We start from the raw sequence: 26,157 nt of genomic DNA, 5'->3' as shown, positions 1-26,157 counted from the left end.
TTTGGTTTGATGTTAAATTGATGTGAGGTATAAAAATAAGAAATTCATACCATTTTGTATGATATGAATTCCTTTTGAAAAAACTATGAGTAAAAATGTTAGTTAACTAAAACTCCAAATTCGGATCCAGCAGCGTAATCTTGTCCATTCTGAGAACTTAAAGCTGTGAAACGGATATATCTTCCGCGAATTGGTTTGTCGAACAAAATTGTTTGCAGTTTAGTGTTTTTCTCGAAAGAACCTTCTTTGATAGGGTTACTCCAATTTTTTCCGTCTAAACTAATCTGAATTCTATAATCTTTTATATTTCCATTAGCTCCATCTTGACGAGGTAAATATGTAAATCCTTTAATCATCTTGAATTCTCCTGCATCAAAATCAACCCAATGAGGATATTGCGCAACAGTGACAGAATACATCGTATGCCAAATAGAGCTTGGATTACGATCTACAAGATTTGCAGCATCTCCTTCTCCAGTTTCTTGACTTGAAGCAAAAACAACTTGTAACGGAATCGTTTCTATTTTAGTAAATTTTGAAGAAACTTTAATGTTCGGATTATTTTTATCCCAAGTAACAATTGTATTCGCATCTCTCAATTTGAAAGGTTCTGTATACTTCGTTTCTTTTCCATTCCCGATTTTGTAATACAAATCTGCATGTTGATTTTGGCTCAAAATTGTAACTTCCCCAATTTTGTTTCGTGTAATAAGAAGTGGAGAATCTCCTGCTCCTTTTACTTTTGCTTGCGTTGAATAATTATTGCTTTGAACAGGACGAATAATAAATCCAAAAGTTGTTGCGTTTGGTTTTACACGATCTTGTTCTAATGGTGGTCCTTGCCCACAACTATTTCCTCCAAGCCCTGTAACACCAGCATCTAAATGCATATACGTTCCATTACTTTTTGGTAATTGATAGAAATGAGGCGTTTGCGTTAATTCTAATTCGCTCCAAGGCAAAACAGAAGTTGACATCAAATCTTTGCTTACAAAAACAACCCCATTTCCAGAAGTATCAGTTAAAGAACTCCATCTAACTTCCTCATTATTACTCATACTTTGCGGATTTGGCCACGGTACAAACTGATCTTTCACTGTACTTTTATGAAATTCAATATTCTGAGCGGTTTTACGATCTGCATAATTATTAATCGGACCGCGTCCGTAATAGTTGTAATTGCTCAAATTTTCTGGTAATTTCAATTCATAACCTAAACGCGCTAAAGCAAGCGATTCGTCATTTGAAGTAATACTTGACGATAATTCGATTGAACCATCTGGATAAATCGTCCAAACTTGATTTGAAGTAAATTTGAAATCATTTTCCCCAAATACTTGGTCTTTGTGTTCTTCGATCTTATATGTTCCAGAAGTACCTCCTAAAAGTGATGCGCTATTTGGCGCTTGTGATTCTACAACATACGATAATACAATTGCGCCATCTTTTCTTGTGTAAGAAGTTGATGATAAAACTTTGTGTTTTAAATTATGTAAACCTTTTTGAAACCATTGCTGATACGCCCAGTTGTCATTATCCATTGGTGCACGATAAGCATCTAATTTTGGACCGTCACCATCTTTAATAATCGTTTGGTTATTATAATTTAAACTATAAATAGTTCCAGTTTGATTATCAAATTTTACAGCGAAACCATTTCCACTAATTGTTTTTAGTTTTTCTGAATCTGTTATGGTAATTTGATTTGTTTTTTGAACTTCTTGAATTGTCGGAATTTGTTCTGCAGCTTTCACAAAAATTTGTTCTTCCATTTGAACATAATCTTTCTTCGCCCACAATTGATCATGATTTTGCTTGAATTGAATTTTTACAAAATACTCTGATGTAGGTTTTAATTTTGATTGATTAATTGGTAAACGAACGATTTGTTTTTCGCGAGGACTAATGATTTTTTTAGGCTCAATAAAAGCTGTACTTCTTTCAATTTCGATTCCATCTTCGTATAAAGCCCATTCTGGCGTGTAATCTTCTAACGAAATGAAATAATTTTTATTAAAAATTTCGATTTCACCATTCAAGATATTTGCAGGTTTTACACCAACATTTTGATAGACTTTTTTAACTTCCCAGTAAGAAGGTTTTTCCTTTAAATCAGCGAAAACTAATCCATTGTTTACAAACGTTCCGTCATTTGGTTTATCCCCGAAATTACCTCCGTAAGCGAAGAATTTTTCGCCTGTCTTTTTATCATAATAATACATTGCTTGGTCAACCCAATCCCAAATAGCACCTCCCATAAAGAAGTTGGTAGATTCCATTGCTTCCCAATAATCTATCAGATTTCCAGCTGCATTTCCCATTCCATGCGCATATTCAGAAATATGGAAAGGATATTTTAACTTATAATTTCCTTGTACAGCACCACGAACCCAATTGATAGAAGGGTATTGATTAGATCCCATATCAACAATTGCATTATTTCGCTCGTATTGAACAGGACGAGAAGTATCAATTTTTTTGATTGCATTGTAGGCTTCAACAAAATTATTTCCAGGACCAGCCTCATTTCCTAAAGACCAAATAACGATAGAAGGATGATTGATTGTTGCATGAACCATCTCTACATTACGTGCCACGTGCGCATCTCTCCACTCTTTTGGATGAGAGATTGAAGCTTCACCGTAGTAATATTGGTGACTTTCTACATTGGCCTCGTCCTCTAAATAAATCCCATATTTGTCGCATAAATAATACCAATAAGGATCATCTGGATAATGTGAGTTACGAACATGGTTAATATTTGCACGTTTCATCAACTTAATTTCTTCTTCCATCTGTTGACGTGTCACAACTTTTCCTTTTTCAGGATTTGTTTCGTGGCGGTTAACACCTTTCAGTTTTACTGTTTTTCCATTTACATAGAAATAACGTCCAGCCAAACCAAACTCATCATCTTCAGCTTTTGTATCTTTAATTTCAACCTTTCTAAATCCTACATTCGTCGAAACTGTTTCGATTGTTTTGTTCTTTACATCTTTTAATTCTCCAACTAACGTATAACGATAAGGACGCTCTGCTGACCAAAGATTTGCATTCTTTAGTTTTAGTTTTAGTTTGTAAATAGATGAAGAATTAGGATTGATTGTAACTGCATCAGAATTGATAATATATTCAGTTGTTGCAATTTTTTCAGTTTCGTCGCTGTATAATTTATTTTGATAAAGTGTATAAGCAATTTTATAACCTTTTGCGACTTTATTTGATAAATTTCTAATATCAGCCGAAATATTTAGTTCATCATCTTTATAGTTATTCGTTACATCAGGAATTACAACCAAATCTCTAACTTGGATTTTCGGTTTTGATGTTAATGAAACTGTACGAAAAATTCCTGGCAATCTAAACATATCTTGTGCTTCTAAGAATGAAGCGTCAGAATTCCTATAGACTTCAACTGCTACAGAATTTTCACCTTTTTTATTTAGATAAGGTGTAATGTTAAATGAAGCTAAATTTCTAGAATTTTTAGAAAAACCAACATATTTTCCATTAATCCATAAGTAGAAAAATGAATCTACTCCATCAAAATTCATGTAAATATCACGTCCATCCCAATTTTTAGGAACATCGAATGTACGTTTATACGAACCAACTTCATTTCTATAAATATATGTTGTCCAATCTTTGTTAGGCTCTCTCATTACACCGCCTTTCCAATCATCAACTTTTACAGCATGCTGAAAAATAACTTTTTGATTGACATAAATTGGAACACCATATTTTAAATCTCCATTTTTCTGAATTCCAAAAATATTCCAACTCATCGGGACAGGAACATCAGCCCAAGAAGAGGTATCAAAATTGTTTTCGTAAAAATTTTTCGGTCTTTCGTTTGGGTTTTTTACCCAATTAAATTTCCAAGTACCATTCAAATTCATCCAATATGGACTATTTTCTGGTAAAAGTTTTACAGCTTGATTTTGATTCTCAAAAGAGAAAAAATAGCTTTTAGGTAATTCTTTGTTGAAGGATAAATTCATTGGCGATTCCCATTCGTTACCGTCTGGAGAATCTTTCGTTCCGTAATTGAAGCCCCCTAAATTATGAGTAAAAGGATTTTCAATTGGCGGATTTATTTGTGCAAAAGTTGTCTGAACAACAAGTGCAGAAACAATAACTTTACTGTATTTTGTTATAAGATTCATTTTTCAATAAGCATTTTTAATCACGTGTTAAACAAATATAGTCTAGATTATTAAATGATTATGCTTATTTGAAGAAGTAAAAATAAGGTGATAAAATTGTAAATAATTGTTTTTTAATCTTATGAATGATTAATGATTTTTTTTCTGAAATAAATAGAATTATAGAAAAATTTTAATTTGATTAAAAGAATTGTTTAAAAAGTATTATTGTAAAAAAAGACCACTTGCAAAAGTGGTCTTTAGATTAAGTTTTCAGCTTAAATTATATATTTTTTGAATTTGCACAGCTGTAATTAACTGGACCATCGTTTGGAATATCTTTTAAAATATCTAATAAATAATCCCAGAATTTTTGTACAGAAGCAATTTCTACTTTTTCGTCAGGAGAGTGAGCACCAGAGATGTTTGGACCAAAAGAAATCATATCCAAACCTGGATAATTTGTTCCAATAATTCCGCATTCTAAACCTGCGTGGCAAGCCACAACTTTTGGTTCTTCTCCAAATTTTGAAACATAAATTCCTTTCATCAATTCTAAAATTTCAGAATGAGTATTTGCTTTCCAACCTGGGTAAGAACCAGAGAATTTAACCTCAAAACCACCTAATTCGAAACCAGCTTTTAATGTTTGTGCTAATGCTTCTTTACCTGATTCTATAGAAGAACGCGTTAAACATAAAACACGAGCGTTTCCGTCAATAACTTCTACGCGAGCCACATTGTTAGATGTTTCTACTAAACCTTCAACATCTGGACTCATTCTGTAAACACCATTGAAAGCTGCCATAATTGTTTGAACAAAAACTTTAGAATCTTGTGCTGACATTGCATCAGTTGCATCAGTTGGTTCTAGTGTAATCACCATTTTAGGTTCTTTCGTTTCATATTCTTCAATAATTTCAGCGCGTAAAGTTTCGTAAGAAGCTTTGAAAGCGTCAACTTTATCTGTAGGAATCACAATTTTAGCCCAAGACTCGCGAGGAATAGCGTTACGTAAACTTCCACCTTCCATATGAGCGATTTGTAAACCAAATTCAGTTGCAGCATTTAATAAACGAGCAATTAATTTGTTCGAATTTCCTAAACCTTCGTGAATTTGCATTCCAGAGTGTCCACCGTTCAAACCTTTTAATGTTAAGGTAAAAGCAGTTCCGTTAGTAGCTTCTGTAGTGTAAGCTTTTGTCGCCGTTACATCAACACCACCAGCGCAACCAATGTCTAATTCATCATCTTCTTCGGTATCTAAGTTCAACAAGATTTTCCCAGATAAGAATCCAGCTTTCAAACCTAAAGCACCAGTCATTCCAGTTTCTTCGTCAATTGTAAAAAATGCTTCAATAGCTGGATGAGGAATATCTTTCGATTCTAAAATAGACATAATTGTCGCAACTCCAATTCCGTTATCTGCACCTAAAGTTGTTCCATTTGCTGTAACAAATTTATCATCTTCAATGTACATTTCAATTCCTTGTGTTTCAAAATCGAATGTTACATCGTTATTTTTTTGACAAACCATATCCAAGTGCGATTGCATGATCACTTTTTTACGGTCTTCCATTCCTGGATAAGCAGCTTTTTTGATTAAAACATTTCCTACTTCGTCCGTTTCGACAGGTAAACCTAAATCTTCACCAAATTTGATGATGAACTGACGTACTTTTTCTTCTTTCTTAGAAGGTCTTGGAACTGAATTCAATGCTGAGAAGTTTTTCCAGATTGCTTTTGGTTCCAAATTAAGAATATCGTTATTCATTGTTTGTTTTTTATTGTTCCTCAAAGTTACGGAATTGCGACAATATAGTTTTATTAAAGAAGTTTTAAATTTTTTTGATTCTCAACCAACCTTTTTATTTTTTTATGAATCATATTATTATAAATGAAAAAATAAAAACGTGATGTAATACGAAAAATACTATTTTTAAATAACACTAATGATTCATGAAGAAATTAACACTATTTACAATTTTGACTTTACTCAGTGCAGTATTGTTGAATGTTTTTGTTTTCAAGAAAACTTTCAATGATGACTCAGAGAAGATAATCGCTGAAACAAATCAATATAAACATCCAATAAATTCGATTGAAATGACTGAACAAAATAATCAGGATTTAGAATTTTTGAAAATGATGTTAAAAGATAATCGTATTGTTTTTTTGGGTGAAGGTATACATCAAGATGGACAAACTTTTAAAGCCAAATCACGCTTGATAAAGTATTTGCACGAAAATTTGGATTACAATGTTGTCTTGTACGAAGCTGGACAATATGATATGTGGATAACCAACCAAGAAATGGAAAAAGGAACTTTAGGTGTTGGAAAAGATTCGATTGCGGGACTTGGTATGTTTAATTTTTGGTGGGATAATAAAGAAACTCAACCTCTAAATAACTATTATTTACAAACTAAGAAAACAAATAATCCAATCACATTAGGTGGTTTTGATATGCAATATTCTGGTGATTTACTGACAGAAATTTTAAATAATGGGTATTTAAGACGTATAAAATTATTAAGAGAGTTTTTAGCTAATCAAAATATATCTTTATATGATTACCCTTTTTTAAATCAAAATATTGATAATCTTACAATTTTTAGATATAAAAAATTTACTGAAGCTACATATAAAAATATGAAATTACTCAACTCCTTAAAGAGTTACAATCGATTTCATTACGAATATCAAGGCTTCCAAAAACTGAAGAAACTAAAATCTATTCACGTTATCTGAAAGATATTAAAAACCATATTCAGAAAAATTTGATGTATAAATCTGGAACTAAGGAAAGTATGAATTTTAGAGATTCTTTGATGGTAGAGAATTTAATTTATCAATTGGATTCTCTTTATCCAAATCAGAAAGTAATTATTTGGTCGGCGAATGTACATGCTTACAAAAAATATTATCCGAATAATTTTAAACCATTGGGACAATATATCAAAGAAAAATACAAGAACCAATCGTATGCAATTGGTTTTACTTCGTATGGCGTTTATAATCCTCTGAAACAAATAATTAATACACCTAATAAATATGCGGTAGAGAATGCATTTCATCAACTTAATCAGCCTTATTTCTTTTTAGATTTTAGTCAAATTCCGAATCAATCTGCACTAAAATCTGAGTATTATTCAGTTATAGATCAAGGAATGAATGTAAAAGCAAAATGGAGTGACTTTGTAGATGGAATTTTTTACATCGATGTTAATCAAGAACCAACACCACTAAAAGAAGAGAAATAATGAAAAGTATAGAAATAAAAGATTTGAATTTTAGTTTCGGGTCAAAACAAATATTAAATCAAGTTAATCTTAATGTTCCGAAAGGAAGTATTTATGGCTATTTGGGGCGAAATGGAGCAGGAAAATCGACAACAATAAAATTGCTTTTAGGATTATTGAATTCGAATGAAGATACTATTTTCTTGAATGAGTTGAGTATCAAAAAACATCCTATTAAGATTCATGCTTTAACAGGTAATTTGATTGAAGCGCCTTGTTTTTACACAAAATTGACTGTTTATGAAAATTTAAAATACTTAGATGTAATTTATCAAAAAGGTGAGGAGCGAATTAGTGAAGTGTTAGATTTGGTTGGTTTGTTGTACGCGGAACATTATAAAACATCTGATTTATCGATGGGAATGAAACAACGTTTGGGAATTGCAATAGCGATTTTTCATGATCCAGAAATTTTGATTTTAGATGAACCTCTTAATGGATTGGATGCACAAGGAATTTATGAAATGCGCGAATTGTTTTTGAGGTTGAATGCATCAGGTAAAACGATTTTTTTGTCAAGTCATATTTTAAGTGAATTAGAACGAGTTGCTACGCATATTGGAATTATAGAAGGAGGAAAGATGATTTTTGAAGGCAAAAAAGAAGAATTACTTGGGAATGTTGTTCGTAAAGTTGCTATAAAAATAAATGATGCAGAGAAAGCAAAACAACTTTTTGAAAATGTAATAATTGAAGATAACGTCATGCATTTTGAAATTGAAAACGATGATGATTTTCATCAAAAAATACAACAATTAATTCAGCATAACATTAAAATTTATGATGTTCAGTCTGAAACAGCTAATCTTGAACAAATTTTTATTAACCTAATTCAACACTAAAATGACAAATACATTTTATAAAGCATTTGCTTCCGAACTATATAAATTATCAAAAAACAAAGAAATTTTTGGTGTATTATTTTTACCAACTTTAGTCGTTTTAGGTGTTTTTTTCTATTTAATTTATAAAGTACCAATGGAACCTATTGCTTTGAATCCGTGGTACGGTTTTTTAGGACGATATGTTTTTATGTTTTTCTATATGCTATTTCCAGTTTTAATTGCTGTGTTTGTGCATTCATGTTGCGATGTAGAATATAAGAACAACAATTATAAATTGTTATTTACACTGCCCATTTCACATGCTAAAATTTATTTAGCCAAAGCTTTATTTATTTTAATTATAGTCAGTTTTTCTGTTGTTGGGGCTTATGTGTTTTTTCTATTAAGTGGATATTTATTACAATTTATTTCACCAAATTATGGTTTTCAGAATTTTGATTTTAGAGAAATTGCTTTTTACACTTTTTTCAAATTATGGATTGGATGTTTAGCTGTATCTATGATACAATTTGCTTTGAGTTTATTCTTCAGAAGTTTTATTTATCCAGTAGGTTTTTCTCTATTTGTAACTGTTTTTTGTTCTGTGATTAGTAGTAAAAAGTTTGCAGATTTCATTCCTTATTCAAGTTCTCCAAAATCATTTGATAACTTAATGAATCAAATAGCATCTTTAGAAAGATTAGATTATATCAACCTTATATACAATATTTTCTTTTTAGGGTTGAGTTACTTTATCTTTATAAGAAAGAAAAATCTATAAAGCAAAAAATCCCTTGAATTCAAGGGATTTTTTAATGTATACTTTTTATATTTATCTTGTAGAAGGCATAGGAGATTCTTTGTCTACAACTGGTCTATTTTCGACGTTTGCTAAAATCCAAATTGTATTGAAAGCTAATTTTGTACGACGCGTCAATAAATCATATTCAATTTTGTCTGGTGTATCGCCTGGTTTGTGGTAATCATCGTGCACACCATTAAAGAAGAAAACAGACGGAATGTTATGTTTCGCAAAATTATAGTGGTCAGAACGGTAATAAAAACGATTTGGATCATCTGGCGTATTGTAACGCATATCTAAATTAATTCCTAATCCATCATTTGCTGCTAAAACAGCTTTGTGTAAATCAGAAGACAACATTTCAGAACCAATTACATAAACAAAGTCTCTTGTTTGTTCATTATGTTCGTAGTCTACTCGACCAATCATATCAATGTTAACATTTGCAACTGTGTTTGCAAGAGGAAAAATTGGATGTTCTGAATAATATTTAGAACCTAATAATCCTTTTTCTTCACCAGAAACATGTAGCAATAAAACCGAACGTTTTGGACGAATTCCTTTCTTCTCAGCTTCGCGGAAAATACGACCAATTTCCATTACAGCAACAGTTCCAGAACCATCATCATCAGCACCAGCATATAATTTTCCATCTTTTATTCCTTCGTGATCATAATGTGCCGAAATCACCACAATTTCTTCTGGTTTTTCTGATCCTTTGATGAATCCCATCACATTTCTCATTTGACCTTTTACTCGGTTAAAAGTTCCAGCAGGAATAATTTGGAAATAATTATTATTTGGTCCATTAATTCCTAATTCTTTGTAATAATTAGAGATATAGTTTCCCGCTTTTATTTCGCCTTCAGTTCCAGCATTTCTACCTTCCATATCAGGCGCAGCAATGATGTAAAGCTGTTTTTTTAATTCAGCTTCAGAAATTTTGTCTGTATATTTTACAAGACTCTTTTGATATTTCTCCTGAGAAATTGGTTTTGTAGAATCACAACTTACTAAAGTAGCAGTTAAAGCAATTGCAAATAAAAATTGTTTCATGTTAATTTTTTGAATTAAATTTAAAATTAATCTAACCAAGCAGAATAAAAAAGAAAATTTGAATAAAAAACCAATATTTATACGGATTCTATCCGAATTTGGGATTGTCTTTTTTATATTTGCCCGTTTTTAAATAAATTATGTCACAATTATTCAGAAAAAAATCTGTCGAATCCATTTTAGCAGAATCTGCAAAGAACACGACTACAATGAAAAGAACTTTAGGTGTTCGAGATTTAACAGGTTTTGGTATCGCCGCAATTGTTGGAGCTGGTATTTTTAGTACTATTGGTCGAGCAAGTTTTGAAGGTGGACCAGCAGTTATCTTCCTTTTTATTTTTACGGCAATTGCCTGTGGTTTTACAGCTTTTGCTTATGCAGAATTTGCTTCGTTAGTGCCTGTTTCGGGTAGTGCGTATACCTATAGCTATGTTGCATTTGGAGAATTATTTGCTTGGGTAATTGGTTGGGCATTGATTATGGAATATGCGATTGGGAATATTGTGCTCGCGATTTCGTGGAGTGATTATTTTACCACCTTGCTCTCCGGAATGGGATTACATCTGCCAGAATGGATGACAATGGATTATTTTACGGCGAGAGAAGGTTTTGAATTTGTTTCGAATGAGTTAGCGAAAGGTAAAACATTAGAAGGAATTGCGAATTCGCCTTATGCGCAAGAGATTCCAAAATATTTAGCCTTTAAAGATGCTCCATATTTAGGATTTAATTTAGTGGTGGATATTCCTGCATTAATCATTACTTTTTTGATTACAGCTTTGGTTTATCGTGGAATTAATGAATCGAGAAAAGCAAGTAATGCAATGGTTGTGTTAAAATTAGCTGTGGTACTTTTGGTAATTGTGGTTGGTGCTTTTTATGTGAATCCAGATAATTGGAATCCTTTTGCACCGAATGGAGTAGGAGGTGTTTTGGCTGGAGTTTCGTCTGTTTTTTACGCTTATATTGGGTTTGATGCGATTAGCACAACTGCGGAAGAATGTAAAGATCCGAAGCGAGATTTGCCTCGTGGAATTTTTGCGTCTATCATTATTTGTACTGTTTTATATGTGCTGATTGCTTTAGTAATTACGGGAATGGTTCATTATTCTGAATTGAATGTTGGAGATCCTTTGGCGTATGTTTTTGATAAAATTCAAGATTTAAAGTGGTTGGCAGGAATTATTGCTTTTTCGGCTGTAGTAGCGATGGCGAGTGTATTTATTGTTTTTCAAATTGGGCAACCTCGTATTTGGATGACAATGTCTCGTGATGGTTTATTACCAAAGAAATTTTCTACTATTCACCCGAAATTTAAAACACCTTCTTTTGCAACTATTTTTACTGGATTTGTAGTTGGAGTTCCTATTTTATTTACAGATTTGGAATTGGTTGTTGATGCTTGTTCTATTGGAACTTTGTTTGCTTTTGTGTTAGTTTGTGCTGCTGTACTTCGTATGGATGCCGATCCAAATGCGAAAAGAGGAAATTTTAAAACGCCTTTTATCAATGCAAAATACATTATGCCAATTGTAACTGCCGTGATTGTATTTTTATGCGCAACAACATTTAAAGATGATTCGATTGATTTCTTTACGAATAAACCGCAACCTATGCCAATTGAACATTTTGTAAATTCGTTATCGCCAAAAGAATTAAAAGATTCTTATGCAACAATTAATGAATTAACAGGATCTGAAATTGAATTTTTGGATGATTATTTGGCACAATTATCTCCAGAACAATATAAATCTACTTTGAGCAAATTACCAGTTTACGAAGATAAGAAGATGGAAAAAGGATGGGATGTTTTCAAACACAAAATTCCAATGATTCTATTCTTAATGATTTATGTTTTTATGGTAGTTAGAACATTTTTCAAAAGAACTTCTATTATTCCGTTAGCTGGTATGTTGTGTTGTTTTTATATGATGGCGCAATTAGGATTGAAAAACTGGATGATTTTCTTGATTTGGATTGCAATTGGTTTAACAATTTATTTCACTTACGGTTATAAACATAGTAAGTTGAGAAATGTTTAAACTTACAATAAACAATAAAAGATCCGATTATAATCATTTATAACCGGATCTTTTTGTTTCTATCAGTTATATTTGCAGAAATTTAACCCTATGAAAAAAATTCTATTGAGCCTGTTTATTTTAGGTTCTTTTTATGTTTCTGCGCAAGATATTGATATAAAAAAAGGAAAAGTTCTATTTGATAAAAAAGAAGTTGCATTAGTTGAAGGAAAAAAACGTGTTTATACGTTGTCAGATATACAAAATAAACCAATTTTATCTATTGAATATAAAGCTGAACCATATCCATATGGTGGTAATAAAATTTGGTTTAGATTGATTGATTTAACATCAAATCAGTCTAATGATTTTGAAACAGATATGAAAGGTTTCTCTTTATTTAATTTAGAAAAAGATATTGTGAAAACCTTTTCAAATGGACAATATAAGATTATTACTTCAAATGGAATAGATCAATCTATTGTACAACAAATTTTGCAACTTGATAAAAGAGATATACAAGAGGAATATAATAATGAAATTTTAGATTATAATAAATTATTAGATGAATTAACAGAATTAGTGAAATCTAATGGGATTTATTTTGACAATAAAGGAATTATATATCAAAATAACATTAAAATTGGACAAATATTGTATTCTCCTTCTGGATTTTCTGTAGATAATTATACTTTAGTTGAAAATAATAATTATAAAGTAGGTGAATTTGGAGGAAATTCTTTAGAAATTAGTGACTTAAATAAAGTTTATTCATTAAAATTAAAAGAATTAGAAAACCCATTAAAAGATAAAAGTTCAAGAGATATAAAGAATAATAAATTTTTTACCCAAATTGTAGGATTTGCTTTAAAAAATGGTTTTGCTTTAAATACTCAACTTCAAATAAAAAATTCAACAGAGGAAAGGGTTGATTATCAGAATAAAATTGCAGAAGCTAAAGCAAATTCTTCCAATTTATATGATGTCCCAGGTTTTCTTATTGACGAAAAAGGAAATAAGGTTGCTGGTAAACTTTCGATTAATTTTGAAAATGCAACAAGTAAAGTTGAAAAAAGCAATATAGAATCTTTACCTGAAAATTACGGTAAATCAGTTTATGTAAAAGCTGTAAATGAGAAAGGGAAAGAAAAATCTACACGATATAAATCAAACACAGGAGCAAAATTCTGTACAGATTCAGGAGATTGTTATATAGGTTTGAAAACGATTGGTAATGTTTTTAATTCAATTGGAAATGTAATGAGTTTAAGCACTGATTTTTCATATTTCTATAAAATTTTAAATGAAGATAACGGATTTCTTATTTTAGAAGAACCGTCTAATAATAAACTTTATATAAAAATACCTAATCAAGAAAAAGCGCTTTATTTAGGAAATAATAATGATGATAAATTGGAAAAAAATTTCAACGAATACATAAAATGTAGTTTAAATGTGACGGATTTTGACTTAAAATCTGTAGATGGAATCAAAACCTTTTTTGAAAAATATAAAACGACTTGTAAATAGTATGAAAAGCGATTCAATTTTGAATCGCTTTTTTTATTAAATTTATTTTCTCAAATAAGTTAGATAACTTCTTTATTTCGACGCAAAACTTTACCTTTGTCCTATAAATTTGACGACAAATGTTTAGAACTCATACTTGTGGTGAATTAACACAAGCCAACATTAATGAAAAAGTCACGTTAAGCGGTTGGGTATCAACGTTACGTGACAAAGGTTTTATGATGTGGATCGATTTACGTGATCGCTATGGAATCACACAAATCATCTTAGATGAAGAACGTTCTTCGAAAGAATTATTTGAAACTGCTCGTCATTTAGGACGCGAGTTCGTAATTCAAGTTACAGGAACTGTAATCGAAAGAGCTTCAAAAAATCCAAACATTCCAACAGGGGATATTGAAATCTTAGCAGAAAACATTACAATTTTGAATGAATCTGCATTGCCTCCATTTACAATCGAAGATAATACAGATGGTGGAGAAGATATCCGTATGAAATATCGTTATTTAGATATTCGTCGTAATCCAGTAAAAGAAAAATTAATCTTCCGTTCTAAAGTTGCGCAGGAAGTTCGTAAATATTTAGATGCACAAGAATTTGTAGAGGTTGAAACTCCAGTTTTAATTAAATCTACGCCAGAAGGTGCGCGTGATTTCGTGGTTCCATCTCGTATGAATCCAGGTGAATTTTATGCGTTACCACAATCGCCACAAACATTCAAACAATTATTAATGGTAGGAGGTTTAGACCGCTATTTCCAAATTGTAAAATGTTTCCGTGACGAAGATTTACGTGCAGACCGTCAACCAGAGTTTACACAAATTGACTGTGAAATGTCGTTTGTTGAACAAGAAGATATCATGAATGTTTTCGAAGGTTTAGCAAAACATTTATTACATACTTTCAAAGGATTAGAATTTGAACAATTCCCACGTATGACATTTGCAGAAGCAATGCGTCGTTATGGAAATGATAAACCAGATATTCGTTTTGGAATGGAATTCGGTGAAATCACAGACTTAGCTAAAGGAAAAGATTTCAAAATCTTTGATGAACAAGAATTAATTGTTGGTATTGCTGCGGAAGGTTGTAATGCTTACACACGTAAAGATATTGATAAATTAATCGAATGGGTTCAACGTCCACAAATTGGGGCAACTGGTCTTGTTTGGGCGCGTTATAATGAAGATGGAACATTTAAATCTTCTGTAGATAAATTTTATTCGCAAGAAGATTTAGCAGCTTGGGCAGAGCGTATGAACGCAAAACCAGGAGATTTAATGTTGGTGATGTCTGGTAATACAAACAAAGTTCGTGCGCAATTATCGGCTTTACGTATGGAAATCGCAGAGCGTTTAGGATTACGTAATCCAGAAGTTTTTGCTCCATTATGGGTTGTAGATTTTCCTTTATTAGAATGGGACGAAGAATCTGAAAGATATCACGCGATGCACCATCCATTTACTTCTCCAAAACCAGAGGATATGGAATTAATTGCGACTAATCCAGGTGAAGTTCGTGCAAATGCATATGATTTAGTTTTAAATGGGAATGAAATCGGTGGAGGTTCTATTCGTATTTTCGATAAAGAAGTTCAAGCAAGAATGTTCGAATTATTAGGATTTACGCCAGATCAAGCAGAAGCGCAATTTGGTTTCTTAATGAACGCTTTCAAATATGGTGCGCCACCTCATGGAGGTTTAGCATTCGGTTTTGATCGTTTTGTATCGATTTTAGATGGTTCAGAAACAATTCGTGATTACATCGCATTCCCTAAAAATAATTCGGGTCGCGATGTCATGATTGATGCACCTTCTCCAATTGATCAAACACAAATGGATGAACTGAATATTGCGTCAACATTTGTTGCAAAATAAAAAGAAAAATTTTCTATAAATATTAAAGACTACTTATTTAAGTAGTCTTTTTTTATTGATTAATTTTAAATTACATGACAATTTTTAAATGTAGAAGCAAAACCTTTGCTGTATCTTTGCAATTGTAAATAGAGAATAAATTGGAATTAAAAGAGCATTTAAGGCGTAATATCAAATTAGCATTTCCTGTAATGATTACTCAAATGGGGCAAATTTCTGTCAACATTATTGATAACATTATGGTTGGTGGTTTAGGTGGAAAATATGATAATATAGAAGATGAGGTTTTGGGGAAAACAGCTTTAGCAGCAGCTTCTTTAGGAAATTCATTATTTTTTGCGGTTTTAGTATTTGCTTTCGGATTTAGTTTTGCGTTGTCACCATTGATTGCGGCAGAAGATTCGAAAGGCGATAAAAAAATGGCTGCAAATTATTTTTCGCATAGTTTGGTCTTGAATATTACTCTATCAATCGGTTTATTCTTATTGATTACATTTCTGAAACCGCTAATGTTCTACATGGGACAACCCGCTGATGTAGTGGAAAAATGTATTCCATATCTAACGATTATGACATTTTCGATGATTCCATTGATGATTTTCCAAACTTTTCGTCAATTATCGGAAGGTTTATCATTAACGATTCCTGTTACAATTGCAACTGTTTTGAGTAACGTGATTAATATTACGTTAAACTATGGTTGGATTTACGGGAATTGGGGATTCCCACGTTTAGAAGTCGCTGGTGCAGCCTGGGGAACATTCGTTGCGCGTTTGGTGATGATGATTTTCTTAATTATTGTATTGTTTAATTTTAAGAAAACGAAATCAGTTTTGCAAGAAGTTCAATTTAAGGCAAGTAATTTTCAGAAAACTATTTTCAGAAAAATTGCTGGAATTGGAATTCCAACCGCCTTAACTTCTTTCTTTGAAATGAGTGCGTTCTCTCTGGCAGCCTTTGTTTGCGGTTATACATTTACAAACTCTATTGCAGATCAAGAATTAGCAAAAGTAAATTTAGCAGCTCATCAAATTGCGATAAATTTAGCTTCCACAACTTTTATGATGTGTACAGGAATTGGGGTTGCAGCAACGGTTCGTATTGGAAATCAATTAGGTTTAAAAGATTATAAAACCTTAAGAGAGGCAGGTTGGTCTTGTATTTTAATGGTTTTATCATTTATGATTTTGTGTGGAATTTTGTTTATTATTTTCCGTTATCAGTTACCAACAATTTATTTAGACAATCCAGATGTTATCAATTTAGCTGCATCCTTATTAATCATTGCTTCGCTTTTCCAAATGTCAGATGGCGTACAATTGGTATTACTAGGTGCTTTGAGAGGAATGACTGATGTTAAAATCCCTTCTATTCTAACGTTTATTTCATATTGGTTAATCGCAATTCCGATTGGTGTAGTCTTAGCTATTGTATTTGAAATGCGAGCATTTGGGATGTGGATTGGTTTAGGAACTGGATTAACAGCTTCGGCAGTGTTTTTGATGATTCGTTACAATCGTCAAACGAAGAAAATGATTAGGGAAAATCCTAATGCAGAAATAATTTTAGAAGATAAATTAAAAAACATATAAAATGGAATTACCAAAATTTTTATTGGCTGATAACTCTACAATGCCAGACAAAATCTTTATTTTACATACAGATTATCCTCGATTTTTATTAGATGTAGAAACTGACGATATTGAATGGTTTGAAGATATTTCTGAAGAAGAAGATAACGAAGAATTTAATACTGAAATTGCTAATTTAATTGAAGACGCTTTAGATTTTTATGATCAAGAAATGTCTTTGTTAGATGATGAAGAATAAGTCTTAAATAAATAAAATTTCTGTGTTTTTATTGGTGTAAGATTTACACTAAAATAATTTTATATGCTTGCATTATAATTTTTTTATTAGTATTTTGCAACTAAGAAAATTATTCAAAACCATGGAAATAAAAAGATTATTTGATTTTCCGCAAAATCAATTAGAAAATAATCCTCGAGAAGATGCATTGGTGTCTAAAGTGAACGGAACTTGGGTGAAAACATCTACGCAAGAATACGTTGGCAAAGCAAATGCATTTAGTCGAGGATTATTACAATTAGGAATCAAGCCACAAGATAAAATTGCAATAGTCACTTCAACTAATCGTACCGAATGGAACATCTGTGATATCGGTATTCAGCAAGTTGGCGCGATTTCCGTTCCATTATATCCAACACTTTCGGAAGATGATTTTGATTATATCTTAAATAATGCTGAATGTAAATTTATCATTGTTTCTGATAAAGGTTTATACGATACGGTTGCGGCTGTAAAAGATAAAGTGTCAACATTGGTTGGGATTTATAGTTTTGATGAAATTGCTGGAGTTCCTAATTATAAAGAAATTTTAGATTTGGGTGAAGATAATTCAACACAACATGAAGTAGATAGTATCAAAGAGATGATAAAACCTTCTGATATGGCAACTTTGATTTATACTTCTGGAACAACAGGTCGTCCGAAAGGTGTTGTATTAACGCACGAAAATATCGTTTCTGATGTTTTAATGTCTGTTGATCGTATTCCAGATTTTCCAAATCATGCGATTGCGTTAAGTTTTCTTCCGATTAATCATGTTTTCGAACGTATGTTGATTTATTTGTATCAACATTTGAGTATTGGAATTTGGTATGCAGAAAGCATCGATAAATTAGGAGATAATATGAAAGAGGTCAAACCACATGTAATGACGGTTGTGCCTCGATTAGTTGAAAAGGTTTACGATAAAATTTACAATACAGGTGCTTCTGCAGGAGGTCTTAAAACGAAAATTTTTATGTGGGCTTTAAGCCTTGTTGAAGATTACGATCCTTATAATCCAAAAGGTGGATTATTTGGGTTGAAACATTCTATCGCGAAAAGTTTGGTTTTCAGTAAATGGAAAGAAGGAGTTGGAGGAAATTTAGTATGTATGGTGTCGGGATCTGCACCTTTAGCAGCACGTTTGAATCATATTTTCTGGGGTGCTGGAATTCCAATTTTAGAAGGTTATGGTTTGACAGAAACTTCTCCTGTAATTTCGGTGAATTGTATGAAGAAAGATGGTTTCGGAATCGGAACTGTTGGTGCTCCATTAAAAGGAATCGAGGTTAAAATTGCAGAAGATGGAGAGATTTTAGTCAAAGGTCCTAACGTTACACAAGGTTATTATAAAGATCCTAAAAAAACTGCTGAAGCATTCACACCAGATGGTTATTTCAAAACGGGTGATATTGGAGTTCTTGAAAGAGGTTTACTTAAAATTACTGATCGTAAAAAAGAGATGTTCAAAACTTCTGGAGGAAAATATATTGCACCTCAAATTATTGAAAATAAGTTTAAACAATCTCGTTTTATCGAGCAAGTAATGGTTGTTGGAGAAGGAGAGAAGATGCCTTGTGCGATTATTCAACCTAATTTTCAAGTGTTGAAAGATTATTTACGTATCAAAGGAATTGCTGAACCTGCAACGAAGGCAGATTTAATTAAAGAGCCTGCAATTTTAGATATTATAGGTCGTGAAATTGAAAAAATGAATAAAGGTTTAGGACATTGGGAACAAATCAAAAAGTTTGAATTAACTCCTGATGAATGGACAATTGATGATGGATTATTAACGCCAACATTAAAATTGAAACGTAAAAATGTCTTGGCTAAATATCAAGATTTATACAATAAATTATACGATAAGAAATAATAAAAAATCCCTTCAAAAATTTTTGAAGGGATTTTTTTAATTTTATAATAATTAAGTTTTAATCTCGTCGTCCGCCCATTGCCATCATTACAAAATAAAGTAATTGCGCTAATGAACCAATCGCCGCTACTACATAAGTTCTTGCAGCCCATTTTAATGAATCTTTTGCGCCTTCATATTCGTTTGGCATTACCATATTGTTTCCTTTTAACCAAGCTAACGCACGGTTGGAAGCGTCGTATTCTACAGGTAAAGTAACAAATGCGAAAACTGTTGTTACCGCAAATAGGAAAATACCAATCCACAATAAAGTTGCATTTTTAGATGAAGCCATCACGATTAATCCTAACATCAAAATCCATTGATTTAAGCGAGATGCAACGTTTACCATTGGAACCATTTTCGAGCGTAAATGCAACATATTATAACCAACCGCATGTTGTACTGCGTGACCACACTCGTGCGCTGCAACTGCTGCTGCCGCTGCATTTCGTTCGTGGTAAACAACTTCCGATAAGTTTACCGTTTTATCAGCAGGATTGTAATGGTCCGTCAATTGTCCAGGAGTAGAGATAACACGAACATCGCGAATATTATTATCAGAAAGCATTTTTTCTGCAATCTCTTTTCCTGACATTCCGTTTGCTAAATGTACCTTCGAATAATACTTAAATTTACTTTGCAGTCGGTTACTAACAAACCAACTAATCAGCATAAATAACCCAATAATAATGTAATAACCTGTCATCTATTTTCTATTTTATTTTTTAATCAATTTTAATATTTATTCAAAATTCAAAAAGTATTCCAATAAGTGAATAGAGACAAAAATAGCAGAAAAGTTAGTTTTTTTGGCAGAGTTCTGTATTAAATCATATAAAAATGAACAAAAACTGACATTTTGCTCAAAAATTTTTGAATTGAAATTACAAAACTCATTACCTTTGTAAGCTATGAGTATTCGCATAATAGAAGTACAATCAAAACACGATTTGGAAGCATTTATTAAGTTTCCGATGAATTTGTATAAGGATAATCAATATTACGTTCCACCCTTTATTAATGAGGAGAAGGAAACATTAGATGTTTCTAAAAATCCCGTTTTTAAAGATGCTGAAGCGCGTTATTTTCTTGCTGAAAAAGAAGGTAAGATTGTGGGACGTGTTGCGGCAATTATCAATTGGCAAGAAGTCAATAATCAACAAAAACGTAAAATGCGTTTCGGCTGGTTTGATATGATTGATGATATCGAAGTCACGAAAGTACTTTTGGCAAAAGTCACGGAAATAGGTAAAGAAAATCAATTAGAATATATAGAGGGACCAGTTGGTTTTTCGAATTTGGAAAAGGCAGGTTTGCTAACTTTCGGATATGATAAATTGGCTACAATGGTTGGTTTATATAATTTTCCGTACTATGCGCAACACTTAGAATCATTAGGTTTTGAAACGGCTAATGAGTGGGTGGAATATGAATTGGCTGCACCAACAGAATTGCCAGAAAAGGTTATCAAATTTAATAAAATTATTCGAGAACGTTACAAATTACGAGAATTGAAGTTTACAAAAACTTCTGAAATTATTCCGTATGTCGACGAAATGTTCGATTTGTTAGATAAAACTTACAGCGAATTGGATACTTATGTGCCAATTGCGGATTACCAAATAGAATATTACAAAAAGAAATATATTCCGTTTATCAATCCAGATTTTGTGAACTGTATTGTTGATGAAGACGGAAAAATGGTTTCGTTTGCAATTACGATGCCTTCTTACTCGAAAGCGATGCAAAAAGCGAAAGGTAAAATTTTTCCTTTTGGTTGGTGGCATTTAATGAAAGCAAGTAAAAATAATGATTCTGCTCAATTTTATTTGATTGGAATTGATCCGAAATTTCAAGGAAAGGGAGTTACAGCATTGATTTTTAATGCAATGTTTGATACGTTTAGAAACAACGGGATCAAATTTTTGGAAACAAACCCTGAATTAGCGGACAACGAAAGTATTCAAGTTTTATGGAAAGCATATAATCCTGTAAATCACAAACGTCGCAAAACTTTCAAGAAATCAATTTAATATAAATAATAATGTTGTATATTTTGGATTAAAATTCGTCAATTCGAGTGATTTTTAGAAAGATTATTTTTAAAAATTGTATCGAGAATTAAGATATATTTTATCTTCAAAAACCTTATTCTCGATACAAAATTCTAAACGAATTTCACTCGAATTGATGGTTTTATTTATTTTGATAATCAAAATTTATAACATAGAAATTATAAATGTATAACATAATAAATATGTTTGATATTCATCAATTAGAGAAAGAATATTCAACTTTCAGACAAGAAGGTTTTGATTCGAAATGGTTAAATTTTGAAGCTTTAAATCACTATTTTTCATTAAAATCAAGTCAAAAAGAGCAAATTGGAACATCTTTTTTAGGAAATGAGATTTATAAATTAAGTTTCGGGAATGGAGAAAAACGTTTATTGATTTGGTCTCAAATGCACGGAAACGAATCTTCTGGAACGCGTGCAATGTTTGATGTGATTAATTTTTTTGAACAAAAATCTGAATTAGCTCAAACCATTTTATCTCAATTGACAATTGATTTTATTCCGATGTTAAATCCTGATGGTGCAAATGTCAATACACGTAGAAATGCGGTTGGAATTGATATTAATCGTGACTTTTTAGCAAAAGAATCAACAGAAATTCATGTTTTGTTGAATCAAGTGGAGAAAGGAAATTATCAAACGTTATTCAATTTGCATGATCAGCGTACGATTTTCAATGTTGGACAAACAGCAAAACCTGCAACGCTTTCTTTTTTGGCGCCTTCTTACAATGTTGAAGAAGATGTAAACGAAGTTCGCGAAAAAACGATGGGAATTATTCAGGCAATGAATATTGAATTGCAAAAAGTAATTCCTGGTCATGTAGGTCGTTATACATCAGAGTTCTATCCGATGTCTACTGGGGATAATTTTACAAAAATGGATTATCCGTGCGTATTATTTGAAGCGGGACATTTTCCGAATGATTATCAACGTAATACAACAAGAAAATACAATGCATTGGCTATTTTAGCAGGATTGAATGCTTTAGCTACGCAAGATAACTTTCCGTTTGATGAATATTTAGCGATTCCTCAAAATGGACAAAAATATTTGGATGTTGTGATTCATAATGTTCAAATTCTGAATGGTGAAAAATCTTCTGTTGTTGATTTGGGAATTTATTTTGAAGATGAATACAACGAAGAAAATAATTCGGTAGAGCAAATCGCAAAAATTATTGAAATTGGTGATTTGCGAAAATTTATTGGTCATCTCGAAATTGATGCTGAAAAACAAGTTTATAAAGGAGCATCCAAAAATTATCCTTTATTGAATCAATTGGCGACTTTCGAAATTGGCTCAATTAAAGTTGAAAATGGGCAAATCATTTCATAATTATTTATACATTTAACCTATAAACTAAAAATACAATGAAAAAAATATTAGCAATTGCACTTGTTGCAATGTTGGGATTTTCTACGCAATCGTTTGCTCAAAATAAAGTGTTGAATCGTACGATTACAGCTGAAAATGGGAAGAAAATGTTGACGGGAGAATTCAATAGAAAAGCTTTGGAAGAAGAAGATTTTAAAGAATGGTATCACCACGAATATGACACTTACGAAGTTGAGAAAAGTAAATTGAAAGGTTTAAAAGATTTACGTAACTACCGTTTGGAAGTTTTTGTAGGAACTTGGTGTCCAGATTCTCGTCGTGAATTACCACGTTTGTACAAAATTTTAGATGATATTAAATTTCCTCAAAATCGTTTGAAAGTGATTGGTGTAAATCGTCAAAAGAAAAGTTTCAACGGAGAAGAAATCAATAAAAATGTGACTCACGTTCCGACAATTATCGTATATAATAATAAAAAAGAAGAAGTTGGTAGAATTGTAGAATCTCCAGTTTCGGGCTATCTAGAAGAAGATTTGGCACAGATTGTGAATGGTACGCCATTGACTCCAAATTATGCAAATGAATAATTTAAAGAAAATAATTCTTGTTGTTGTAGCCTTTATTTTTGGTGTGATGATAACGTATTTCATCATGGATAAATTCAAATCTGAAAGCTATACCGAACAATCTCATGTGATTGCGTATCAAATCGAACGAATGAATAAAATGATTGTTGCAGAACAAACCTATTCAGATTTATACAATCACACGTCAAAAAAATCGTTGCCAGGTTTAACTGATATTTTTTCTGCGGATAAAAAGGTGACACTTTTGGTGAAAGCCAAAGCACAAGCAACGTATGATTTAAAAAAAATGGATATTGAATTGGATTCGGTGAATAAAAAAATCATCATCAAATCTATTCCTCCAGTTGAAATCCAAGTATATCCAGATGTTAGTTTTTATGACATGGATCAAAGTGTTTTCAATAAATTTAGTAAAGATGATTTGAACGGAATTAAAAAACGTGCCGTGGAGCATGTGGAAAAAACTGTGGATCAAACCAAACTAAAACAAGAAGCACATCAACAATTAATTCAAAATCTTGGCGATTTGTATTTCCTTGCAAAAACCTATGGTTGGAAGATAGAAGATAAAACGAGTTATGCCAACGAATTGAATAAATTATACGATTAATAAATAATTAAAAACCTGTTCCGATAGAATAGGTTTTTTTTCGCTGAATAAAGAAATGAAGTGTTTCTTTCTTTAGAATTAAAATTGAAAATAGTATTTTCGCTTAATATTAAAAATAAAAATGAATTGGCGTAGATTTTTACTTCCATTTTCTGGTTTATATTGGATAGGAACTTCGGTTCGAAATCTGTTTTACAATATAGGAATGATGCGTTCCTCATCATTCAATATTCCAATTATTAATGTTGGAAACCTTTCTGTTGGCGGAACGGGAAAGTCACCTCATATCATGTATTTAATTGATTTGTTGAAAGACGAAAAATTAATTGCAACATTGAGTAGAGGATATGGACGAAAAACAAAGGGTTTTTTGATTGCAAATTATTCTTCAAAAGTGTATGATATAGGAGACGAACCAATGCAGTTTTTTCAACGTTTCAAGAATAGAATATTGATTGCTGTTTGCGAAGACAGAGCTTTTGGTGCACAAAAATTAATTGACCATTATAATGCAGAAGCAATTTTGTTGGATGATGCATATCAACATCGAGGAATAAAAGCTGGTTTCAATATTTTGTTGACCGATTACAATAATCCATATTACAAAGATTTTTTATTGCCAGCAGGTGATTTGAGAGAGAGTAGAAGTGGAGTTCGTCGTGCAGATATTATTATTGTAACGAAATGTCCAGACAGAATTTCGGAAGAAAAACACAAAGAAATTTCGAAAAAGATTAACTTAAAATCTCATCAGCAATTATTTTTTTCGAAAATTGTTTATGATAACAAATTGATTGGGAAATTGGATAATGTTGAGAAATCGACTTGGAAAAATCTGAATGTTATTTTAGTTACAGGAATTGCTAAAACAGATGGTTTGGTAAAATTTGCGGAAGAAAACTTTGCAAATGTCTTGCATTTAGAATATCCAGATCATCATAATTTTAGTCAATCAGAAATTGAGTATATTTACAAACGATACGAAGATACGGAAGGTAGAAAGCGTTTTGATAAAATTATCATGACAACAGAGAAAGATTATATGCGTTTGATGGAAGAATCCATGATAAAGGACGATTTATACTACATTCCGATTAGTATCGATATTAACGATAAAGAAAAATTTAATCAAACTATTTTAGAGTATGTTGGACAGAATTAATGAGGCTGTAAAGTACATCAATAATTTATTGCCAGATCAACCAGAATTTGTAATTGTGTTAGGGTCTGGATTAGGAAAATTAGAAGATGAAGTAGAAAATAAAGTTGTTATTAGCTACAAAGATATACCAAACTTTCCTCAAGTAACAGTAGAAGGGCACAAAGGTCATTTAGTATACGGAACTATTTTAGGTAAAAAAGTTTTGATGATGGCTGGTCGTTTCCATTATTATGAAGGATATTCGATGGAAGAAGTAACGTTCCCAATGCGTGTATTTAACGGATTAGGAATTAAGAAAGTTGTTTTATCGAATGCTTCTGGAGGTGTTAATCCAAATTTCCAAGTTGGAGATATTTTATTGGTAAAAGATCATATTAATATGATGCCAGAACATCCTTTACGCGGAAAAAATATTGACGAATTAGGACCTCGTTTTGTGGATATGTCTAAAGCATATGACAGAGAAATGTTGAATGAAGCTGCAGAATTTGCAAAAGCAAATGATATCCTGGTTCATCAAGGAGTTTATGTAGGATTACAAGGACCAACTTTCGAAACGCCATCTGAATACGGATTGGTTCGTTTTATTGGAGGAGATTGTGTTGGTATGAGTACAGTTCCTGAAGTTATTGTTGCTCGTCACATGGATATGCGCGTTTTTTGTTTATCTATTATTACAGATTTAGGTGGACCAGAAATTTCATTCGATGTTTCGCACGAAGATGTATTAAATGCAGCGAATACAGCAATGCCAAATGTAATTCGCGTGGTAAAAAGCGTAATCGAGAATTGTTAATTTTTGATATTACTTAGATAAATTAATAAGCCAACTGAAAAGTTGGTTTTTTTTTTATTTTAAAGTATTTATAAAAGCTACTATTTATTGAAAATCAAAATTTTATAAATATTGTTGAAAAAGAGTAGTAATTATTTTGTAACGGTTCTTATTGCTTAGTATTTCAATCTATTTCCGATAACTCTGTAATCTTCCCTAAAAAACGGAACGTTTAAAAATATAGTTTATTAACTTAGGGATAATTATGAAACAAAGCAATTT

At 31.6% G+C, this 26,157-nt stretch carries 20 protein-coding genes; 16 read left to right on the top strand and 4 right to left on the bottom strand.

Features of this window, described 5'->3' with window-relative positions:
- Positions 1-98 precede the first annotated feature (98 nt).
- Positions 99-4,166 carry a glycoside hydrolase family 2 TIM barrel-domain containing protein gene (locus HXZ69_RS07830; protein WP_286495572.1) on the bottom strand — a complete coding sequence of 1,356 codons (4,068 nt, stop codon included), beginning with the start codon at positions 4,164-4,166 and terminating at the stop codon, positions 99-101.
- A gap of 262 nt (positions 4,167-4,428) precedes the next feature.
- Positions 4,429-5,919, bottom strand: a complete 1,491-nt coding sequence (locus tag HXZ69_RS07825) for an aminoacyl-histidine dipeptidase (RefSeq protein WP_219034212.1) — start codon at positions 5,917-5,919, stop codon at positions 4,429-4,431.
- Between the two features lie 185 nt (positions 5,920-6,104).
- Between HXZ69_RS07825 and HXZ69_RS07820 the strand changes: the two genes are divergently transcribed.
- The 4 genes from HXZ69_RS07820 to HXZ69_RS07805 are packed head-to-tail and all read left to right on the top strand — an operon-like array spanning position 6,105 to position 9,052.
- Positions 6,105-6,896 (top strand): TraB/GumN family protein, encoded by a 792-nt coding sequence (locus HXZ69_RS07820; protein ID WP_286495570.1) that lies wholly within the window; start codon positions 6,105-6,107, stop codon positions 6,894-6,896.
- The gene (locus HXZ69_RS07815; protein ID WP_313097566.1) at positions 6,803-7,408 is read left to right on the top strand and encodes an erythromycin esterase family protein; all 606 of its coding nucleotides are present in this window, start codon (positions 6,803-6,805) and stop codon (positions 7,406-7,408) included. Before HXZ69_RS07820 ends, HXZ69_RS07815 begins: the two co-directional genes overlap by 94 nt.
- Positions 7,408-8,289 carry an ABC transporter ATP-binding protein gene (locus HXZ69_RS07810; RefSeq protein ID WP_286495568.1) on the top strand — a complete coding sequence of 294 codons (882 nt, stop codon included), beginning with the start codon at positions 7,408-7,410 and terminating at the stop codon, positions 8,287-8,289. Before HXZ69_RS07815 ends, HXZ69_RS07810 begins: the two co-directional genes overlap by 1 nt.
- 1 nt (position 8,290) lies before the next feature.
- Positions 8,291-9,052, top strand: a complete 762-nt coding sequence (locus HXZ69_RS07805; RefSeq protein WP_286495567.1) for an ABC transporter permease — start codon at positions 8,291-8,293, stop codon at positions 9,050-9,052.
- Between the two features lie 51 nt (positions 9,053-9,103).
- Here HXZ69_RS07805 and HXZ69_RS07800 read toward each other — a convergent pair whose 3' ends face one another.
- The gene (locus HXZ69_RS07800) at positions 9,104-10,129 is read right to left on the bottom strand and encodes a M28 family peptidase (RefSeq protein ID WP_280049540.1); all 1,026 of its coding nucleotides are present in this window, start codon (positions 10,127-10,129) and stop codon (positions 9,104-9,106) included.
- Positions 10,130-10,269: 140 nt separating this feature from the next.
- On the opposite strand from HXZ69_RS07800, the gene HXZ69_RS07795 reads away from it, so the two are divergent.
- From HXZ69_RS07795 to HXZ69_RS07770, 6 genes are all read left to right on the top strand, one after another.
- On the top strand, positions 10,270-12,171 hold the full coding sequence (locus HXZ69_RS07795; RefSeq protein ID WP_221855381.1) for an amino acid permease: 1,902 nt from the start codon (positions 10,270-10,272) through the stop codon (positions 12,169-12,171).
- Between the two features lie 90 nt (positions 12,172-12,261).
- Complete coding sequence (locus tag HXZ69_RS07790) at positions 12,262-13,680, top strand: hypothetical protein (protein ID WP_286495566.1); 1,419 nt, start codon at positions 12,262-12,264, stop codon at positions 13,678-13,680.
- Between the two features lie 119 nt (positions 13,681-13,799).
- Complete coding sequence (gene aspS, locus HXZ69_RS07785; RefSeq protein ID WP_286495565.1) at positions 13,800-15,557, top strand: aspartate--tRNA ligase; 1,758 nt, start codon at positions 13,800-13,802, stop codon at positions 15,555-15,557.
- Between the two features lie 140 nt (positions 15,558-15,697).
- Positions 15,698-17,149: an MATE family efflux transporter gene (locus HXZ69_RS07780; protein WP_286495564.1), complete on the top strand. Its 1,452-nt coding sequence runs from the start codon at positions 15,698-15,700 to the stop codon at positions 17,147-17,149.
- A 1-nt stretch (position 17,150) separates the two neighbouring features.
- Entirely contained in the window at positions 17,151-17,387 is a 237-nt protein-coding gene (locus tag HXZ69_RS07775; RefSeq protein WP_038336082.1) for a DUF8828 family protein, read from the top strand.
- Positions 17,388-17,508: 121 nt separating this feature from the next.
- The gene (locus HXZ69_RS07770; RefSeq protein WP_286495563.1) at positions 17,509-19,284 is read left to right on the top strand and encodes an AMP-dependent synthetase/ligase; all 1,776 of its coding nucleotides are present in this window, start codon (positions 17,509-17,511) and stop codon (positions 19,282-19,284) included.
- A gap of 58 nt (positions 19,285-19,342) precedes the next feature.
- Here the strand turns inward: HXZ69_RS07770 and HXZ69_RS07765 are convergent, their stop codons facing one another.
- Positions 19,343-20,032: a zinc metallopeptidase gene (locus HXZ69_RS07765; RefSeq protein ID WP_286495562.1), complete on the bottom strand. Its 690-nt coding sequence runs from the start codon at positions 20,030-20,032 to the stop codon at positions 19,343-19,345.
- Positions 20,033-20,237: 205 nt separating this feature from the next.
- Here HXZ69_RS07765 and HXZ69_RS07760 point away from each other — a divergent pair, with 205 nt between their 5' ends.
- The 6 genes from HXZ69_RS07760 to HXZ69_RS07735 all read left to right on the top strand — a co-directional run bounded on the left by HXZ69_RS07760 (position 20,238) and on the right by HXZ69_RS07735 (position 25,896).
- Positions 20,238-21,359, top strand: a complete 1,122-nt coding sequence (locus HXZ69_RS07760; protein WP_286495561.1) for a GNAT family N-acetyltransferase — start codon at positions 20,238-20,240, stop codon at positions 21,357-21,359.
- A gap of 206 nt (positions 21,360-21,565) precedes the next feature.
- Positions 21,566-22,741, top strand: coding sequence for a M14 family zinc carboxypeptidase (locus HXZ69_RS07755; protein ID WP_286495560.1), 1,176 nt, complete (start codon positions 21,566-21,568; stop codon positions 22,739-22,741).
- 35 nt (positions 22,742-22,776) lie between these two features.
- On the top strand, positions 22,777-23,328 hold the full coding sequence (locus tag HXZ69_RS07750; protein ID WP_219034218.1) for a TlpA family protein disulfide reductase: 552 nt from the start codon (positions 22,777-22,779) through the stop codon (positions 23,326-23,328).
- Positions 23,321-23,938, top strand: coding sequence for a DUF4230 domain-containing protein (locus HXZ69_RS07745; protein WP_052217853.1), 618 nt, complete (start codon positions 23,321-23,323; stop codon positions 23,936-23,938). The genes HXZ69_RS07750 and HXZ69_RS07745 overlap by 8 nt, the downstream gene beginning before the upstream one ends.
- 121 nt (positions 23,939-24,059) lie before the next feature.
- On the top strand, positions 24,060-25,100 hold the full coding sequence (gene lpxK / locus HXZ69_RS07740; RefSeq protein ID WP_221856528.1) for a tetraacyldisaccharide 4'-kinase: 1,041 nt from the start codon (positions 24,060-24,062) through the stop codon (positions 25,098-25,100).
- On the top strand, positions 25,084-25,896 hold the full coding sequence (locus HXZ69_RS07735) for a purine-nucleoside phosphorylase (protein WP_115001055.1): 813 nt from the start codon (positions 25,084-25,086) through the stop codon (positions 25,894-25,896). The genes lpxK and HXZ69_RS07735 overlap by 17 nt, the downstream gene beginning before the upstream one ends.
- The last annotated feature ends 261 nt before the right edge of the window (positions 25,897-26,157 follow it).

The sequence above is a fragment of the Empedobacter sp. R132-2 genome, assembly GCF_030324375.1.
Classification (GTDB): domain Bacteria; phylum Bacteroidota; class Bacteroidia; order Flavobacteriales; family Weeksellaceae; genus Empedobacter; species Empedobacter falsenii_B.
This window is presented reverse-complemented; position numbering and strand designations above follow the sequence as displayed.

Coding starts and splice junctions, on each gene's coding strand:
- HXZ69_RS07830 (WP_286495572.1), bottom strand. CDS start 4,166: ATGAATCTTATAACAAAATACAGTAAAGTTATTGTTTCTGCACTTGTT.
- HXZ69_RS07800 (WP_280049540.1), bottom strand. CDS start 10,129: ATGAAACAATTTTTATTTGCAATTGCTTTAACTGCTACTTTAGTAAGT.
- HXZ69_RS07795 (WP_221855381.1), top strand. CDS start 10,270: ATGTCACAATTATTCAGAAAAAAATCTGTCGAATCCATTTTAGCAGAA.
- HXZ69_RS07805 (WP_286495567.1), top strand. CDS start 8,291: ATGACAAATACATTTTATAAAGCATTTGCTTCCGAACTATATAAATTA.
- HXZ69_RS07755 (WP_286495560.1), top strand. CDS start 21,566: ATGTATAACATAATAAATATGTTTGATATTCATCAATTAGAGAAAGAA.
- HXZ69_RS07745 (WP_052217853.1), top strand. CDS start 23,321: ATGAATAATTTAAAGAAAATAATTCTTGTTGTTGTAGCCTTTATTTTT.
- HXZ69_RS07760 (WP_286495561.1), top strand. CDS start 20,238: ATGAGTATTCGCATAATAGAAGTACAATCAAAACACGATTTGGAAGCA.
- HXZ69_RS07825 (WP_219034212.1), bottom strand. CDS start 5,919: ATGAATAACGATATTCTTAATTTGGAACCAAAAGCAATCTGGAAAAAC.
- lpxK (WP_221856528.1), top strand. CDS start 24,060: ATGAATTGGCGTAGATTTTTACTTCCATTTTCTGGTTTATATTGGATA.
- HXZ69_RS07750 (WP_219034218.1), top strand. CDS start 22,777: ATGAAAAAAATATTAGCAATTGCACTTGTTGCAATGTTGGGATTTTCT.
- HXZ69_RS07810 (WP_286495568.1), top strand. CDS start 7,408: ATGAAAAGTATAGAAATAAAAGATTTGAATTTTAGTTTCGGGTCAAAA.
- HXZ69_RS07790 (WP_286495566.1), top strand. CDS start 12,262: ATGAAAAAAATTCTATTGAGCCTGTTTATTTTAGGTTCTTTTTATGTT.
- HXZ69_RS07775 (WP_038336082.1), top strand. CDS start 17,151: ATGGAATTACCAAAATTTTTATTGGCTGATAACTCTACAATGCCAGAC.
- HXZ69_RS07820 (WP_286495570.1), top strand. CDS start 6,105: ATGAAGAAATTAACACTATTTACAATTTTGACTTTACTCAGTGCAGTA.
- HXZ69_RS07735 (WP_115001055.1), top strand. CDS start 25,084: ATGTTGGACAGAATTAATGAGGCTGTAAAGTACATCAATAATTTATTG.
- HXZ69_RS07770 (WP_286495563.1), top strand. CDS start 17,509: ATGGAAATAAAAAGATTATTTGATTTTCCGCAAAATCAATTAGAAAAT.
- aspS (WP_286495565.1), top strand. CDS start 13,800: ATGTTTAGAACTCATACTTGTGGTGAATTAACACAAGCCAACATTAAT.
- HXZ69_RS07765 (WP_286495562.1), bottom strand. CDS start 20,032: ATGACAGGTTATTACATTATTATTGGGTTATTTATGCTGATTAGTTGG.